Annotated in this window: 12 protein-coding genes and 1 pseudogene; 9 read left to right on the top strand and 4 right to left on the bottom strand. The window is 72.6% G+C overall.

Annotation, left to right across the window (positions count from 1 at the left end; translation table 11 throughout):
• The first annotated feature begins 116 nt into the window (after positions 1-116).
• Positions 117-1,514, top strand: coding sequence for an MFS transporter (locus ACGFRG_RS11490; protein WP_393263256.1), 1,398 nt, complete (start codon positions 117-119; stop codon positions 1,512-1,514).
• A 66-nt stretch (positions 1,515-1,580) separates the two neighbouring features.
• Positions 1,581-2,416, top strand: a pseudogene (locus ACGFRG_RS11485) (MerR family transcriptional regulator).
• 363 nt (positions 2,417-2,779) lie between these two features.
• Here ACGFRG_RS11485 and ACGFRG_RS11480 read toward each other — a convergent pair.
• Positions 2,780-4,324: an aldehyde dehydrogenase (NADP(+)) gene (locus ACGFRG_RS11480; RefSeq protein ID WP_361429101.1), complete on the bottom strand. Its 1,545-nt coding sequence runs from the start codon at positions 4,322-4,324 to the stop codon at positions 2,780-2,782.
• A gap of 236 nt (positions 4,325-4,560) precedes the next feature.
• On the opposite strand from ACGFRG_RS11480, the gene ACGFRG_RS11475 reads away from it, so the two are divergent.
• The 3 genes from ACGFRG_RS11475 to ACGFRG_RS11465 all read left to right on the top strand — a co-directional run bounded on the left by ACGFRG_RS11475 (position 4,561) and on the right by ACGFRG_RS11465 (position 7,392).
• Positions 4,561-5,331, top strand: a complete 771-nt coding sequence (locus ACGFRG_RS11475; RefSeq protein WP_361429099.1) for an IclR family transcriptional regulator — start codon at positions 4,561-4,563, stop codon at positions 5,329-5,331.
• Between the two features lie 3 nt (positions 5,332-5,334).
• The gene (locus tag ACGFRG_RS11470) at positions 5,335-5,835 is read left to right on the top strand and encodes a GNAT family N-acetyltransferase (RefSeq protein ID WP_393263253.1); all 501 of its coding nucleotides are present in this window, start codon (positions 5,335-5,337) and stop codon (positions 5,833-5,835) included.
• Positions 5,836-5,937: 102 nt separating this feature from the next.
• Positions 5,938-7,392, top strand: coding sequence for a peptidoglycan D,D-transpeptidase FtsI family protein (locus ACGFRG_RS11465; protein ID WP_393263251.1), 1,455 nt, complete (start codon positions 5,938-5,940; stop codon positions 7,390-7,392).
• Positions 7,393-7,785: 393 nt separating this feature from the next.
• On the opposite strand, the gene ACGFRG_RS11460 is transcribed toward ACGFRG_RS11465, so the two are convergent.
• Positions 7,786-8,928: a hypothetical protein gene (locus ACGFRG_RS11460; protein ID WP_393263249.1), complete on the bottom strand. Its 1,143-nt coding sequence runs from the start codon at positions 8,926-8,928 to the stop codon at positions 7,786-7,788.
• Entirely contained in the window at positions 8,925-9,947 is a 1,023-nt protein-coding gene (locus ACGFRG_RS11455; protein WP_393263247.1) for a 5-dehydro-4-deoxyglucarate dehydratase, read from the bottom strand. Before ACGFRG_RS11455 ends, ACGFRG_RS11460 begins: the two co-directional genes overlap by 4 nt.
• Positions 9,948-10,192: 245 nt before the next feature.
• Between ACGFRG_RS11455 and ACGFRG_RS11450 the strand changes: the two genes are divergently transcribed.
• From ACGFRG_RS11450 to ACGFRG_RS11440, 3 genes are all read left to right on the top strand, one after another.
• On the top strand, positions 10,193-11,017 hold the full coding sequence (locus tag ACGFRG_RS11450) for an NAD-dependent epimerase/dehydratase family protein (RefSeq protein ID WP_393263245.1): 825 nt from the start codon (positions 10,193-10,195) through the stop codon (positions 11,015-11,017).
• Positions 11,018-11,107: 90 nt separating this feature from the next.
• Positions 11,108-12,316, top strand: a complete 1,209-nt coding sequence (locus ACGFRG_RS11445; protein WP_393263243.1) for a TerD family protein — start codon at positions 11,108-11,110, stop codon at positions 12,314-12,316.
• 205 nt (positions 12,317-12,521) lie between these two features.
• A complete protein-coding gene (locus tag ACGFRG_RS11440) occupies positions 12,522-13,745 on the top strand; it encodes a beta-ketoacyl-[acyl-carrier-protein] synthase family protein (RefSeq protein ID WP_393263241.1) in 1,224 nt (407 codons plus the stop codon).
• An 18-nt stretch (positions 13,746-13,763) separates the two neighbouring features.
• Here the strand turns inward: ACGFRG_RS11440 and ACGFRG_RS11435 are convergent, their stop codons facing one another.
• Positions 13,764-14,312, bottom strand: coding sequence for a helix-turn-helix domain-containing protein (locus tag ACGFRG_RS11435; RefSeq protein WP_361429177.1), 549 nt, complete (start codon positions 14,310-14,312; stop codon positions 13,764-13,766).
• A 224-nt stretch (positions 14,313-14,536) separates the two neighbouring features.
• On the opposite strand from ACGFRG_RS11435, the gene ACGFRG_RS11430 reads away from it, so the two are divergent.
• Positions 14,537-15,994: an MFS transporter gene (locus ACGFRG_RS11430; RefSeq protein ID WP_393263239.1), complete on the top strand. Its 1,458-nt coding sequence runs from the start codon at positions 14,537-14,539 to the stop codon at positions 15,992-15,994.
• The last annotated feature ends 26 nt before the right edge of the window (positions 15,995-16,020 follow it).

The following is a 16,020-nucleotide window of genomic DNA, read 5'->3' as shown; positions in this document are numbered from 1 at the left end:
TGCTGCTCACGGAACTCTCGCTGCTCACTGAACCTGCGGCACTCATGGCCAGAACCTCCGGGTGCATGGCATTCAGGTCACTACTGTAACCCGGGCGCGATCGCCAAGCTGAGGGCATGTCAACCAACGTCGTACCGCAAGCCGCCCCCGCAGACCGCGAGTTGGCGCACCACAAGGCACCCGAGACCCCTCGGACCTCCGCCCCCGGCATCACCCTCGCCGCCGCCCTCCTCGGCTTCGCGCTGATCACCCTCGACGCGTCCGTGGTGAACGTGGCCCTGCCCGCGATCGGCTCCGACCTCGGCGGCGGGATGTCCGGGCTCCAGTGGGTGGTGGACGCCTACACCCTGGCCTTCGCCGCCCTGATGCTCTCGACCGGCGCCTTCGCCGACCGGATCGGCTCGGCCAAGGCGTACGCGCTCGGCACGGTCGTCTTCACCCTCGCCTCCGTCGCCTGCGGTCTCGCCCCGAACCTGGGCGTGCTGATCGGCGCCCGTACGGTCCAGGGCACGGCGGCCGCCGTGGTCCTGCCCGCCTCGCTCGCCCTCGTGCGCCAGGCCTACCCGGACCCGGCGCGGCGGGCCCGCGCGGTGGCGCTGTGGGCGGCGGGCGGCTCGGTGGCGGTGGCGCTGGGCCCGGTGGCGGGCGGCGCGCTGACCACCGTGTGGGACTGGCGGGGCATCTTCTTCATCAACCTCCCGCTGGGTCTGGCGGCCCTGGCCCTCATGGCCCGCGCCCCGCGCACGGCCCCGCGTCCCGCCCCGCTCGACCTGCCGGGCCAGCTGACGGCGGTGGTGGCGCTCGCCGCGCTCGCCTTCGCGGTGATCGAGCAGGGCACGGTACGGATGACGGCGGGCGCGATCGCGGTCGTGGCGGCGGTGGCGTTCCTGCTGATCGAGTCGCGCGCGGCCCACCCGGTGGTCCCGCTCGGCCTGTTCCGTACGCCGACGGTGGCGCTCGCGGTGTCGGTGGGCGCGGCGGCGAGCGTGGCGTTCTACGGCGTGATCTTCGTCTTCAGCCTGTACTTCCAGCGGACCCGGGGCGAGTCGGCGCTGACGGCGGGGCTGATGTTCCTGCCGATGACGGCTCTGATCCCGCTGACGAACGTCCTCTCGGGCAAGCTCTCCAACCGCTACGGGCCGCGCCGCCCGATGCTGATCGGCCAGCTGGTCGCGATCGCGGGCCTGCTCCTGCTGCTCGTACCCGACGAGCACACGCCCGCCCTGCTCGCCGCCTTCCTGATGATCCCCCTCGCGCTCGGCTGCGGCCTGTCCGTCCCGGCGCTGACGGCCGCGATGATGGAGGCCCTGCCGCAGGAGCGGGCCGGCCTCGCGGCCGGGGTGCTGAACGCGGGCCGCCAGGTCGCGGGCGCGCTGAGCGTGGCGATGTCGGGCGCGCTGGTGGCGGGTGGCGGCGGGTTCGTCCCCGGGATGCGGGTGAGCCTGGCGGTGTCGGCGGGGCTGTTCGCGGTGACGGTGCTGGTGACGCTGAAGGTGCGGATGGGAAAGAAGTAAGGTGCGGGGCGCTCTACGTGTGGGCTTGACCCTCACACCGTGTCAGGCCGTGAACTCGGAGACATCATGTTCACCATCGGAGACTTCGCCCGGCACGGCCGCGTATCGGTCCGGATGCTGCGTCACTACGACGCCACCGGACTGCTGCGCCCGGCCCATGTCGACCCGGCCACCGGCTACCGCTTCTACACCGCCGCCCAACTGGCCCGCCTGAACCGCGTCATCGCGCTGAAGGACCTCGGACTCACCCTCTCCCAGGTACGGGAGATCCTGGACGAACGGGTGAGTACGGAGGAACTGCGCGGCATGCTGCGGCTGCGGCGGGCCGAGCTGGAGGCGGCGATGCAGGAGGCGGCGGACCGGCTGGTCCAGGTCGAGGCGAGGCTCCGGTCGATCGAGAGCGAGGGTCACATGCCCACCGACGACGTAGTCCTGAAGAACCTCCCGCCGGTCCGGGTGGCCGAACTGACCGGCACCGCCGAGAGTTTCGCCCGCACCACATCACCGCGGTGATCAGGCCCCTGTACGGCGAACTGTTCGAGCGCCTGAAGGCGGCGGGCATCGCCCCGACGGGCCCGGGGATCGCCTGGTACGAGGACGCGCCCCGGGGCGGCGGCGCGATCACCGTCCACGCGGGCGTCCAGGTGGCGGCGGAGCCGAGCGACACGGACGGCCTGCGCGTCCACGACCTCCCGGCGGTCGACCAGGCGGCGACGATCGTCCACCGCGGCGCGATGAACACGGTCCTGCCCACGGTCCAGACCCTGGCCCACTGGGTCGAATCCCACGGCTACGAGTCGACGGCGTACCCCCGGGAGGTCACGCTGGAGTGCCCGGAGGACGAGACGGCCTGGGTAACGGAACTCCAGGAGCCGGTAACGAGGCAGCGAGCACGAGCCTGACCCACGGGCTGCGCCCCCACCCTGCCCGCGGGCGGGGGCGGAGCCCCGCAGGGGTGCAGGGGCGGAGCCCTGCGGGGAGGCAGGGGCGGAGCCCTGCGTGGGGGGGTCCAGGGGCGCAGCCCCTGAGCGGGGTGCAGGGGCCGCAGGCCCCGCCGGGGGACGAGGGCGGAGCCCCGTAGGGGCGGGCTGAGGCGGCGGCCTCAGCGGGGGACGGGGCAAAGCCCCCTCGGGATCCAGGGGCGCAGCCCCAAAGCGGGGTGCAGGGGCCGCAGGCCCCGCCGGGGGGTCCGGGGGCGGAGCCCCCGGGACGACCTCTCCCCTTCCCCCCACCTCAACCCACCACCCGGCCGCCCGCCCAGGGCTTCAGGAAACGGGCGGGGTGGGGGAGAAGCGACCGTCCACCCACCGCGGCACTCCCACCGCCCCCTCCCGCAACTCCACCGGCAGCAACGCCTCCGGCGTGCTCTGGTACGTCACCGGGCGCAGCCATCGCTCGATCGCCGTCGCCCCCACCGACGTGGACGTCGACGTCGTCGCCGGGTACGGCCCGCCGTGATGCTGGGCCGGCGCCACCGCCACCCCCGTCGGCCACCCGTCCACCAGTACCCGTCCCGCCAGCCCCGACAGCGAGGCGAGCAGGTCCGCCGCCTCGCCGTCGCGCCCCGCCGCCTCCCCCGCCGACACCTGAAGCGTCGCCGTCAGATTCCCCGGCAACCGCGAGAGCACCGCTCCGATTTCGGACAGGTGCTCATATCGCGCGACCACCGTCACCGGACCGAAGCACTCCTCCAGCAGCAGATCGTGCGGCCCGGCCGACGCCAGAAGTGCCGCCGGCACCGTCAGGAACCCCGCGCTCACCGTGTGCTCCCCGCCCGCCCCCGGCGTCACCGGCGACCCGACCCCGTCGAGCGCGGCCCGCTCCGCGACCCCCGCCACGAACGCGTCCCGCATCCGGTGGTCGAGCATCACCCCCGCCTCACAGTCGCTGACCGCCGCCGTCAGCGCCTTCACCAGCGCGTCGCCGTCCGCCCCGGCCGGAGCCAGCACGAACCCCGGCTTGGTGCAGAACTGGCCGACGCCCAGCGTCATCGACGCCCCAAGACCCGCCCCGATCTCCTCGCCCCGCTCCCGCGCCGCCGCCTCGGTGACCACGACCGGGTTCAACGACCCCAGCTCGCCGTGGAAGGGGATCGGCACCGGCCGCGCCGCCGCCGCGTCGAAGAGAGCGCGCCCGCCCCGTACCGACCCGGTGAAACCGGCCGCCGCGACCAGCGGATGACGTACCAGCGCGACGCCCGCGTCGAAGCCGTGGACCAGCGCGATCACGTCCGCCGGCAGCCCCACCCGCAGCGCAGCGCGCCGCAGCAGCGACACGCACAGCTCGGACGTGGCCGGATGGGCCGGATGGGCCTTGACCACCACCGGGCACCCGGCCGCGAGCGCGCTCGCCGTGTCGCCGCCGGGGACGGAGAAGGCGAGCGGGAAGTTGGACGCCGAGTAGACCGCGACCACCCCCAGCGGCACCTTCATCCGCCGCAGATCGGGCCATGGCGGAGTGCGGTCCGCGTCCGCGTGGTCGATGCGTACGTCGAGGAAGGCGCCCTCGTCCACGACGTCCGCGAAGGCCCGCAACTGGGCGGTGGTGCGCGCGAGTTCACCGGTGAGCCGGACGGGTCCGAGGGCCGTCTCGGCGTCGGCGGCCTCCACCACGTGCTCCCCGCTCCCGTCGAGGAGATCGGCGGCGGTCCGCAGCAGGGCGGCCCGCAGGCTCCGGTCGGCGAGCGCGCCGCGCGCCGCCCAGGCGGCCCGTACCGCCTCGTCGACCTCCGCCTCCGTCGCCTCCGCCGCGACTTCCTCCCGCGGCTTCCCGGTACGGGGGTCGACACTCCAGACTGGTGCTGTGCTCACCGCGATGTCCTTCCGGCTTCCGGTTCCGCCCGCGTACTGTCCGCGTACTGGTCCGTGCCACGCGCGCGTACCGTCCGCGTTCTGCCCGTAGTCCTGCTGGTTTGTCCCTGCTGACACTGCCGCTCACCACCACTTGTTCGGTATTCTGAACAAGATTCCTGCTGGTGAATATGCTGGACTCTATTGACGGGCGTTCTGCGTTGGCAAGACGCGCAGACAAGAAGGGGCGAGGTCGGATGTCGACTGCCGAGACGGGCGGGGCCCAGGTCAAGTCCGCCGTGCGTACGGTGGAGTTGCTGGAGTATTTCGCGGGGCGCCCCGGAATGCACTCCCTGGCCTCGGTCCAGGAGGCGGTCGGATACCCCAAGTCCAGCCTCTACATGCTGCTGCGCACCCTGGTGGAGCTCGGCTGGGTGGAGACCGACGCCACCGGCACCCGGTACGGGATCGGTGTGCGGGCGCTGCTCGTGGGCACCTCCTACATCGACGGCGACGAGGTCGTCGCGGCCGCGCGCGCGACGCTCGACCGGCTCTCCGACGACACCACGGAGACCATCCACCTCGCCCGCCTCGACGGCACCAACGTGGTCTATCTGGCCACCCGCCAGTCACAGCACTACCTGCGGCCCTTCACGCGCGTGGGGCGACGGCTGCCCGCGCACTCCACCTCGCTGGGCAAGGCGCTGCTGGCCACCCACACCGACGAGCAGGTGCGCAAGCTGCTCCCCCAGACCCTTCAGCAGCTGACCGAGCACACCATCACCGACCGCGAGAAGCTCATCGAGGAGCTGCACCAGATCCGCGAGCAGGGGTACGCGGTGGACCGCGAGGAGAACACGCTGGGCCTGCGCTGCTTCGGCGTCGCCATCCCGTACCGGACGCCCGCGCGCGACGCGATCAGCTGCTCGGTGCCGGTCGCGCGGCTGACCCCGGCACATGAACAGATGGTCAAGGACGCCCTGTTCGACGCGCGCGACCGACTGACACTGGCCACCCGTAGGCTCTGACGCATGTCTTCCACGAACCTCGAACGCCCCCGGCCGGCCGTCGTCCTGCGTGAGGTGCGGGACAGCGATCTACCCCTGTTCTTCGGGCAGATGAGCGACCCGGAGTCGGTCCGGATGGCGGCCTTCGGCCCCGAGGACCCCACCGACCGGGCCCGCTTCGACGCGCACTGGGCCCGCATCCGGACCTCGGACACACTGATACGGACGGTGCTCGCCGACGGCGAGGTCGCGGGCCACGCGGCGGTGTACGGGCCGCCGGACGAGCGCGAGGTGACGTACTGGGTGGACCGGGCGCACTGGGGGCGCGGCATCGCGAGCGCGGCCCTGTCCGCGCTGGTCGCCCTCGCCCCGCAGCGCCCGCTCCACGCGCGCGCTGCCGCCGACAACGCGGCCTCGATCCGGGTCCTGGAGAAGTGCGGCTTCGTGATCGTCGGCCGTGACCGGGGCTTCGCGAACGCCCGGGGTGCGGAGATCGACGAGGTCGTCCTCACCCTGAAGGACTGACCGCGGCGGCGCCGGGTACGGCCCCCGTCGGCAGATGAGAGCTTTCTGAGAAATCCGGCCATAAGGAACGAATACGGCCACCCGGCTCGTCCTGTTCATGGGATGAACAAGATGATCAGGCGCGCCGCGGTCTTCTGTCTGCTGATGGTGCTCGCCCTCCTCGGACGAGCCACCTATGTGCAGTTCTACAAAGGCCAGGCCCTCGCGGACGACAAGCTGAACCGGCGGAACACCATCGCGCAGTACGCGAACCCGCTCGGGGACATCATCGTGGCCGGCTCGCCGGTCACCGGATCGGAGAGGACGAAGAGCGGTGACCTCGCGTACAAGCGCACGTACAAGAACGGTGACCTCTACGCGGCGGTGACCGGGTTCAGCTCACAGGTGTACGGGGCGACCCAGCTGGAGGGGATCTACAGCAAGGTGCTCGACGGCACCGACACCCGGATGAAGGATCCGCTCTCGGCGCTCACCGGCAAGCGGGCGAGCGGCGGCAACGTCCTGACGACCATCGACCCGGCCGTGCAGAAGGCCGCCTATGACGCGCTTGGCGGCAAGAAGGGCGCGGCCGTCGCCATCGACCCGAAGACCGGTCGCGTACTCGGTATGGTCTCCACGCCGTCGTACGACCCGTCGAAGATCGCCGGATCGACGGACGGCGACGCCTGGAAGGCACTGTCCGACGACCCGGACAAGCCGATGGTGAACCGGGCGCTGCGCCAGCCGCTGCCGCCGGGGTCGACGTTCAAGCTGGTGGTGGCCGCGGCGGCGCTGGAGAACGGCCTGTACCCGTCGGTCGACGTGAACACCGAAAGCCCCAACCCGTACACGCTGCCGAACACCAGGACCGTGCTGACCAACGAGAACGCGTCGGCGCCGTGCGAGAACGCCACCATCCGTACCGCGCTGCGCTACTCGTGCAACAACGTCTTCGCGAAGATGGCGGACCAGCTCGGCCAGGACAAGGTCAGGGCGATGGCGGAGAAGTTCGGCTTCAACGACGCCGAACAGGACGTGCCGGTGCGGGCCACCGCGAGTGCGTACCCCAAGGGCATGGACCGGGCGCAGACGGCGCTGACCGGCATCGGCCAGTTCGATGTGACGGCGACGCCGTTGCAGATGGCCATGGTGTCCGCCGCCATAGCCAACGATGGGCTCATGGCATCGCCCCATATGGTCTCCAAGGTGACGGACGCGGACGGGAACACCCTCCAGTCCTACAAGGACGCCGACAACAAGCGGATCCTGTCGTCGGAGACCGCCAGGCAGCTGCGCAGCGCGATGGTGACGGTCGTCGAGGAGGGCACCGGCTCCAACGCCAAGGTGAGCGGCGCGGAGGTCGGCGGCAAGACGGGCACGGCCCAGCACGGCGTGGGCAACTCCAAGACGCCGTACGCCTGGTTCACGTCGTACGCCAAGGACTCGTCCACCGGCAAGGAGGTGGCGGTGGCCGTGCTCATCGAGGACTCGGGCGCCGCCCGCTCGGAAGTCAGCGGCAACGGCCTCGCGGCGCCGGTGGCGCAGAAGATGATGCAGGCGGCGCTGAAGACGTCGTAGCACGCGGGCGGCACCGGGCGCCGGGCCGGACCGTCGCGTCGCCCGTCGCCCCGCCCGTCGGCACGGAGGGGGCGGGGCGGCCGGGCGCCCGGCCGTCGCCCTCTCCGGCAGCGCAGAGGGGGCGGCGGCTAGGGCCTGTCCGGTGGATCTGGCCGCCTTCGGTCCGGGACGGCGTTTCGGTGCTGGTGAGTGGGGGTGTGGTGCTTCCCCAAGCTCTCAACTTCGTTCGAGCAGGGGAGACCCCAATGCTGCAAGGCGGAGGAGGGCGGCGACGCGTGGGGGTACCCCCTGGTCGAGCGGAGCCGAGAGCTTGGGGGAGTCGGCAACCGACGACAACGCGGCAGATGGGCGTGCCACACCCCCGCGTCCCAGGCAAGATCCACCGGACAGGCCCTAGCCCAAGGCGCCCGATCGCCGGACCGCCGCCAGGTCCCCCTCCGACGCCAACCCCGCGTGATACAGGCGCAGTTCCGTCGCCCCGCCCGCCGCCGCACGCGCCGCGTCCTCCCCCAGCGTCCCCGGCCGGCCCCCCATCCCCGCCACCACCGTGAAGTTCGCCGCGAGCACCGCCCCCGCCGCGTGCGGCGCGAACGGACGCAGCAGGTCCACCGCGCCGCCCGGACACGGCACCACCACCCCGTCCGCGAACCCGAACACCCCCGCCGGATCCACCCCCGCGTTCGCCCCGCACCGCCGCACCTGCGGATCCGCGTGCAGCAGCACCTGGAATCCGGGCCCGGCGGCCGCCCGTACGGCGGCGACGGCCTCCTCCTGGAGCCCCCGCGCCACGGCGGCCCGGTACCCGACCGTCGCCGCCAGCAGTTCCTCCCCCGACGGCGCCCGCTCCGCCCCACGCCACACCGCGTCCAACGCGCCCCGCACCGCCACCCTCAACTCGGCCGGATCCAGGCCCGCTTCCCCGTACCCGTCCCGGCACGAGCCGCAGAAGCACAGCGACATGAGGTACTGGGAGACCTCGTCCAGCTCCACCCCCGCGATCTTGTCGTGGGCGTGCGGATGCGCCAGGCCGTACCATCCACAGGACTCCAGCTCGGTCCCGCGCGCCCCGGGACGCACCGCCGCCTCCGCCGCCAACGCGACCAGATACGCCCGGACTTCGGGCCGCGCTATGCAGGGCGCCCATGGATAGCGGTCGCCGTACGCGTTGACCACCGATGTCCCGGGGTGCTCGGCGCCGAGGCGGGAGTTGTGGGCGAGGACGACCCAGGAGTGGACGTCGAGGCCGACGGCGGCGAGCGCTTCGGCGGCCTCGCCGTACGCGTCCCCGGGTGCCCACGCTCCGGCCGCGTACGGCCGCAATGTCCGTCCGGACCAGCGGCGTTCGTCGGGCGGGTAGAGCACCGCCGCGTGCTCGGCCGTGACGACCCGGTGGCGCGGGTGGCGCGGGGTGAGGGCCCGGGTCGAGTGGTACGCGGCCGCCAGGGTCACCTGCCGCACCCCGAGGTCCGCGATCCGCGCGGCCGCGTCCGGGTCGCCGACGACGTCCCAGGGGTAGAGGAACGCCGACGCCTTCACGAGCCCGCACCGCCCACCTCGGCGGCACCCGCCGCGCCCGCGCCCCCGACCGCGCCCCGCTCCGGCTCCGGCTCCGGCTCCGCCAGCAGCGCCCGCCCCCGTTCGATCAGCGCCGCCAGCTGCTTGACGTGGGACGCGTCCGGCTCGCTCAGTGGCCCACGCACTTCTCCCACGCCGAAACCGGCCAGCCGCACCCCCGCCTTGACGAGCGAAACGGCATACCCCCGGCCCTGGTTGCGCAGTTCGACGAGCGGTACGTAGAAGCCGTCTAGGAGGCGGTTCACCGTGTCGTCGTCCCCGCTGTTCAGCGCCCGGTGAAAGGCCAGCGCGATGTCGGGCGCGAAGCAGAAGACCGCCGAGGAGTAGAGCGTGACACCGATGCCCCGGTAGGCGAGGCCGGTCAGTTCGGCGGTGGGCAGGCCGTTGAAGTACAGGAACTCCCGGCCGGGGAGCTCCCTGCGTACGGTGCTGACGATCCGCTGCATCAGATCGAGGTCGCCGACCCCGTCCTTCAGGCCGATGACGCCGTCGACCCGCGCGAGCCGGACCACGCTCGCGGGCGTGAGCACCGCGTTGTCGCGCTGGTAGACGATGACGTCGAGGGAGGTGGCGGCGGCGAGCGCGGTGTAGTGGCGCAGCAGGCCCTCCTGGTCGGCGACGACGAGGTACGGCGGCAGGGCGAGCAGCCCGTCGGCGCCCGCGTCCTCGGCGAGCCTCGCGTACTGAACGGCGACGGCCGTGCCGTATCCGGCGCCCGCCACCACCGGCACGCGGCCCGCGGCCTCCGCCACGGCGGCGGCCACGCACGCGTGGAACTCCTCCGGCGTGAGCGCGTGGAACTCGCCGGTCCCGCAGCAGGCGAACACCGCGGCCGCGCCCGCCTCGATGCCGCTCCTCACATGCGCGCGGAAGGCGTCGAGGTCCAGGCCGCCGTCCGGCCCGAACGCCGTCACGGGGAAGAACAGCAGGCCGTCCAGGCGGTCGGCGAGCGGGGCCGGCTTCAGAGACGTCACGGGCATCACGGGCGTCACAGGCTTCACAGGCGCTCCCAGAGCAAGACCGGTCGTGCATTATTCTGATTGCCGTCCATATCCTTGAACATCACCACGCTAGGGCAGCGCTTCAGCGACGGTCAAGGCGCGAAACGGCGACGCGCTGGTGTTCGCGGAGTTGACGCGGTCGGAGCGCGCTCTCTAGCGTCTCCATGGTTGTGAACGTCATCCATGGAGACGTCTTCCCGCCCGCGCCCCGAGGAGATCCGCCCATGCCCGCTCCCCGTACCGTCCTGCTCACCGGCGCCGCCGGTGGACTCGGCACCCTGATGCGCGAACTGCTCCCGGCATACGGCTACGACCTGCGACTCTTCGACGTGGCACCGATCCCCGGGGAGCCCGACGCGATCACCGCGGACCTCGCCGACAAGGGCGCGCTGCGCGAGGCGGTACGAGGCGTCGACGCGGTCCTGCATCTCGCGGGCATCTCGCTGGAGTCGTCGTTCGACAAGATCCTGCGGGCCAACATCGAAGGCACATACAACCTCTACGAGGCCGTGCGCGAGGAAGGCGTCGCGCGCGTGGTCTTCGCCTCCTCCAACCACGCGGTCGGCTTCACGCCCCGCCCGCAGGGCTCGACGCCACTGGAGCGGGACGCCCTGATCCCGGTCGACACCCCGCACCGGCCGGACACGTTCTACGGCCTCTCCAAGGCGTTCGGCGAGGACCTGTCCCAGTACTACTGGGACAAGTACGGCCTGGAGACCGTCTCCGTGCGGATCGGCGCGTGCTTCAAGGAGCCGACCTCGGTACGGATGATGTCGGTCTGGATGAGCCCCGGCGACGGCGCGCGCCTCTTCCACGCGGCACTGACGGCCGAGAGCGTCGGCCACACCGTCGTCTACGGCTCCTCCGCCAACACCCGGCTGTGGTGGGACCTCTCGTCGGCGCGGGCGCTGGGATACGAGCCGCAGGACGACTCCGAGCCGTACGCCGAGAAGCTGATCGCCGAGCAGGGCGAGCTCGACCCCGGCAACCCGGACCACGCCTGCCTGGGCGGCCACTTCACCACCGATCCGCCCATCTGGCCGCACTGAGCCGGGCCCCGGACACGGCCCCCGGACGCGGGCCGCGAAATTCGCGGGACGTTCAAGGAACCGTAAAGCCGCCTCGCTCGTTCCCGGGACATGACCGCTATGACACCCGGCTCGAACCTTCCGCTCCCGACCGCCCGCGTGGCGGTGGACGTCGCCGCTCCGGTGCGGCTCGACGTGTCGGGCCTGCTGCTCACCGCCGACGGCAAGGTGCGCTCCGACGACGACTTCATCTTCTACAACCAGCCGTCGGGCCCCGGGGTCACCTACCGGTCCGGCGGTGGCAGCGCCCCGGACGCGATCGTCGTGGACACGACGGCCGTGCCGCCGGGCATCGAGAAGATCGTGGTCACCGCGAGCCCGGACGCGGCGGGCCAGACCTTCCAGGGCATCGAACCCACGGCCACCCTGCGCGACGCCGACAACGGCAGCGTGATCGCCACCTTCACCCCGCCGCAGCTCGGCTCCGAGACCGCGCTGGTCGTCATGGAGGTCTATCTGCGCGGCGGCGCGTGGAAGGCGCGCGCGGTGGGCCAGGGATATGCGAACGGACTGGCGGGCATCGCCACGGACTTCGGCGTCTCGGTCGAGGAGGAGCCACCCGCCGCCGCGCCCACGCCCGCGGCGGCCCCGGCCCCCACCGCGCCCATGGCCGTACCGCCCATGCCCTCGGTTCCGCCGGCCCAGGCCCCGGCACCCGCCGCCCCCGCCGCCGCGCCGAGCGGGAAGATCAATCTGGACAAGGGCCGGGTCAGCCTCCAGAAGAACCAGACCGTGTCGCTGGTCAAGGGCGGGCGTCCGCTGCTCTCCCAGGTGAAGATGGGCCTCGGCTGGGAGCCCGCGTTCCGGGGCAAGGACATCGACCTGGACGCCTCGGTCATCGCCTACGGCCCGCAGCGCAACCACCTGGACAGCTGCTACTTCGGCAAGCTCTCCATCCTGAACGGCGCGATCAAGCACTCCGGCGACAACCTCACGGGCGAGGGCGCGGGCGACGACGAGGTGATCGTCGTCGATCTGGGCCGCATCCCGGCCGAGGCGACGGGCCTGGTCTTCACGGTGAACTCGTTCTCGGGCCAGAAGTTCACCGAAGTGGCCAAGGCGTACTGCCGGTTGATCGACGCGTCCACGGGCGAGGAGCTGGTCCGCTTCGACCTGACCAACGCGGAGCCGCAGACCGGCGTCATGATGGCGAAGCTCATCAAGCAGTTCTCGGGCGAGTGGGAGATGACGGCGCTGGGGAACTTCGTGAAGGCCCGGACGGTGCGGGGGATGGTGAAGCCTTCGGCCGAGGCGCTGTGACAGGTGGTGGGCCCGGCCGCTGACGGCGCGGGCCCGCCGCGGACCCTGCGCCCCGAGGCCCGTCGCGCTCCCCTTGCGCGGCGGGCCTCTCGCGTCCCGGGACGCCAGAAGCCGCCACACCTGTGGAAACCCCACAACACTCACCAGACAAATCGATCCCCTCGGACCATCCCCCGCACCCGCCTCCGGCTGTCAGGCTCGGAGCATGAGTGATCTTGAAGACGTACTGGTGACCGGGCTCGGCGCGATCACCCCCCTCGGCACCGACGCCGCCTCCACCTGGTCGGGGCTGCTCAGCGGCACGTCCGGGGTGTCCCTGCTCGCCGAGGAGTGGGCCGAGCGGCTGCCGGTCCGGGTCGGGGCGGCGCTGCCCGTCCACCCGGCCTCGCTGCTCGACCGGGTCGAGGCCCGCCGCCTTGATCGATGTGAACAACTCGCCCTGATCAGCTCCCGCGAGGCCTGGCGGGACGCGGGCACCCCCGAGGTGGAGCCCGAGCGGCTGGCCGTGGTGATCGGCACCGGCACCGGCGGCGTACTGACCACGCTGGGCCAGGACGACGCGTTCGAGAAGGGCGGCGCCCGCAGGCTCTCGCCGTACGCCGTGCCGATGCTGATGCCCAACGGACCGGCGGCCTGGGTCTCCATGGACCTCGGCGCCAAGGGCGGCGCCCGCACCCCGGTGAGCGCCTGCGCATCCGGGGCGGAGGCGATCGCGATGGGGCTCGACCTGATCCGCGCGGGCCGGGCCGACGTGGTGGTCGCGGGCGGCACGGAGGCCTGTCTGCACCCGTTCACGCTCGCCGCGTTCGCGCAGATGAAGGCGCTGTCGCCGCAGGAGCACGACCCGGAGACGGTGTCCCGGCCGTTCGACGCGGACCGCAGCGGGTTCGTGATGGGCGAGGGCGCGGGCGTACTGGTCCTGGAGCGGGCGGAGTTCGCCCGGGCGCGCCGGGCCCGGGTGTACGGGGCCGTGGCGGGGGCGGCCGTGACCTCCAGCGCGGACCACATCACCGCGTCCGACGTGGCCGGGCAGGTCCGGGCGATCGAAACGGCGCTGCGGGACGCCCGGTTGAGCCCGTCCGACATCGGCGTGGTGCACGCCCACGCCACCTCGACGCCGTCGGGCGACCTGGCCGAGGCGGAGGCGGTGGCGCGGGCGATCGGCACGCATCCGGTCGTCACCGCGACCAAGTCGATGACCGGCCATATGCTCGGCGCGTCCGGCGCGGTGGGCGCGATGGCGGCCCTGCTCGCCCTGCACGAGGGCACCGTCCCGGCCACCCGCAACCTCGACCGCCTCGACCCGGCGGTCACCCTCGACGTGGCCGCGGGAGCGAACCGTACGGGCCACTGGGACGCCGCCCTCGCCAACTCCTTCGGCTTCGGCGGCCACAACGTGAGCCTGGTGCTCAGGCGGACGGCTGCCTGACAGGTACCAGGGTCGGGCTCAGACGCCGATCCCCTCGATGAGCAGCGTCAGATAGCGGCCCACGTCCTCGGTCCCGCCCCGGGAGAGCTCGGCGGCGGTGGCCAGGGCGTGGGTCAGGCGCAGCAGTTCGGTGCGCTTGAGGTCGCGGCGGACCGCGCCCGCGTCCTGGGCGGCGGCGAGCAGCCGGTCGGCGGCGCCCTTCAGGGACTCGCTGCACGCCGACAGGACCGGTGAGCTGCCGTCGCTGACGGCGGCGCCGAGCAGCGCCTTGAGTCCACGGATGCGCATCATCTGGTCGGCGAGCTCGGTCAGCCAGGCGGTCAGCGCCTCGGCGGGCGGCAGCTCGGCCGCCAGCTCATGGGCCCGGGCGGAGATTTCGTCGATGCTGTCGACGTAGACGCGCTCAAGGAGGGCCTGGCGGGTCGGGAAGTGCCGGTAGAGCGTGCCGGATCCGACGCCCGCGCGCTTGGCGATGTCGTCCAGGGACGCCTGCTCGCCGTGTTCCGCGAAGGCGACCGCCGCCTCTTGGAGGATGCGCTCGTAGTTGCGCCGGGCGTCGGCCCGCATCGGCTTGGCCGGCGCCGCACCGACCGCCGCCGCAGCGCCTGCCGCGGACTTCGCACCGTCCGTCGCGGCCTTCTCGCCACCCGCTCCCGCCTGCGTCATCGAGTTCCTCCTTGCGAACCGGGGACTGTCTCCGTATCTTACCTGACATCAAACGGAGACAGTCCCCGGTTGAGGCGTGGCCGAGTGCCGCCCTCGACCAGGGGCTTTCAGTACGGGAGTTGACCATGCCGTCCGCGCGTTCCGCCCAGACCGTCGCACCCTCGGGCGCGACCCAGCACCCCCCGGCCGACACGGCACGGACCGGGCGTCCCGGTGCCGTCCTGGCCGTCATCGTCACGGCGTACCTGATGGTCGGCGTCGACTCCACCGTCGTCAACGTCGCCCTGCCCGACATCCAGCGCGACCTGCGCTTCAGCACCGCCTCGCTCTCCTGGGTGCTCAACGCCTACACCCTCGCGTTCGGCGGTCTGCTGCTGCTCGGCGGACGGATCGGCGACATCGCGGGCCGCCGCCGCACACTCACCGTCGGCGTCATTGTCTTCGCGCTCGCCTCCCTGCTCGGCGGACTCGCGGGCGACGGCGGCTGGCTGCTCGCCGCCCGTGCGCTCCAGGGCGTCGGCTCGGCGCTCACCGCGCCCAGCACCCTCGCCCTGATCACCACCAACTTCGAGGAGGGGCCGCGCCGCAACCACGCCCTGTCGATCTACACCTCGGTCGCCTCCATAGGCGCCTCGCTCGGCCTGGTGCTCGGCGGCGCGCTCACCGCGTGGGCGTCCTGGCGCTGGGCACTGCTGATCAACGTGCCGATCGGCGTCGCCGTCGCGGTGGCGCTGCCCCGGTACGTACGCGAGACCCCGCGCCGGGGCGGGCAGTTCGACGCGGCGGGCGCGCTGACCGGCACCGCAGGGATGACCGCCCTCGTGTACGCCTTCGTACGGGTGGCGGAGCGCGGCTGGGGCGACGGCGTGGCCGAGCTCTCCTTCGCGCTGGCCGGGGTACTGCTCGCCGCGTTCGTGTACGTCGAGTCGCGGGCCGGCCAGCCCATCGCGCCGCTGCGCCTGTTCAAGGACCGCAACCGGGCGGGCGCGTATCTCGACATCCTGCTCCTGCCGGCCGGGATGTTCGGGGCGTTCTTCTTCCTGACGCAGTACGTGCAGCACGTGCTCGGATACGGGCCGCTGCGCGCGGGCCTGTCGTTCCTGCCGCTCACCCTCGCGATGTTCACGGTGCTCCGGTTCGTACCGAAGCTGCTCCAGCGGTACGGGGCGAAGCCGGTGCTGGTCGTGGGGATGTCGCTGATGGCCGCCGCGGGCTTCTGGCTGACCCGGCTGCGGGCGGACGGCGACTACGTCACCGGCCTTCTCGGGCCGATGGCGGTGCTCGGTGTGGGCGTCGGGCTGAGCTTCATGCCGCTCAACGCGACGATCCTGACCGGGGTGCGGGCGGCGGACGCCGGGGCCGCGTCCGGACTGCTGCAGACGCTGCAGTGGCTCGGCGGGACGCTGGGGCTCTCGGTCCTGGTCACCGTGGCGGGCACGGCCACCCGGGGCTCGACCGGGAGCCCGGCCGAGGTGATCACGCTGAGCGCGACGAGCGCGTTCGGGGTGGGCGCGCTGATCGCGCTGAGCGCGGTGGTGGTCGCGGCGGTGGTGATCAAGGGCAAGGGGAAGGCCGCGCGCTGAGGCATCCGTCCGGGGCTCGACCGGCC

The organism is Streptomyces sp. NPDC048696 (genome assembly GCF_043198895.1).
In the GTDB taxonomy this organism is placed as follows: domain Bacteria; phylum Actinomycetota; class Actinomycetes; order Streptomycetales; family Streptomycetaceae; genus Streptomyces.
Note: the sequence above shows the minus strand (reverse complement) of the source record. Positions and strands in the feature narration are given on the sequence as shown.

Coding starts and splice junctions, on each gene's coding strand:
- ACGFRG_RS11490 (WP_393263256.1), top strand. CDS start 117: ATGTCAACCAACGTCGTACCGCAAGCCGCCCCCGCAGACCGCGAGTTG.
- ACGFRG_RS11475 (WP_361429099.1), top strand. CDS start 4,561: ATGTCGACTGCCGAGACGGGCGGGGCCCAGGTCAAGTCCGCCGTGCGT.
- ACGFRG_RS11470 (WP_393263253.1), top strand. CDS start 5,335: ATGTCTTCCACGAACCTCGAACGCCCCCGGCCGGCCGTCGTCCTGCGT.
- ACGFRG_RS11465 (WP_393263251.1), top strand. CDS start 5,938: ATGAACAAGATGATCAGGCGCGCCGCGGTCTTCTGTCTGCTGATGGTG.
- ACGFRG_RS11455 (WP_393263247.1), bottom strand. CDS start 9,947: ATGCCCGTGACGTCTCTGAAGCCGGCCCCGCTCGCCGACCGCCTGGAC.
- ACGFRG_RS11450 (WP_393263245.1), top strand. CDS start 10,193: ATGCCCGCTCCCCGTACCGTCCTGCTCACCGGCGCCGCCGGTGGACTC.
- ACGFRG_RS11445 (WP_393263243.1), top strand. CDS start 11,108: ATGACCGCTATGACACCCGGCTCGAACCTTCCGCTCCCGACCGCCCGC.
- ACGFRG_RS11440 (WP_393263241.1), top strand. CDS start 12,522: ATGAGTGATCTTGAAGACGTACTGGTGACCGGGCTCGGCGCGATCACC.
- ACGFRG_RS11435 (WP_361429177.1), bottom strand. CDS start 14,312: ATGCGGGCCGACGCCCGGCGCAACTACGAGCGCATCCTCCAAGAGGCG.
- ACGFRG_RS11430 (WP_393263239.1), top strand. CDS start 14,537: ATGCCGTCCGCGCGTTCCGCCCAGACCGTCGCACCCTCGGGCGCGACC.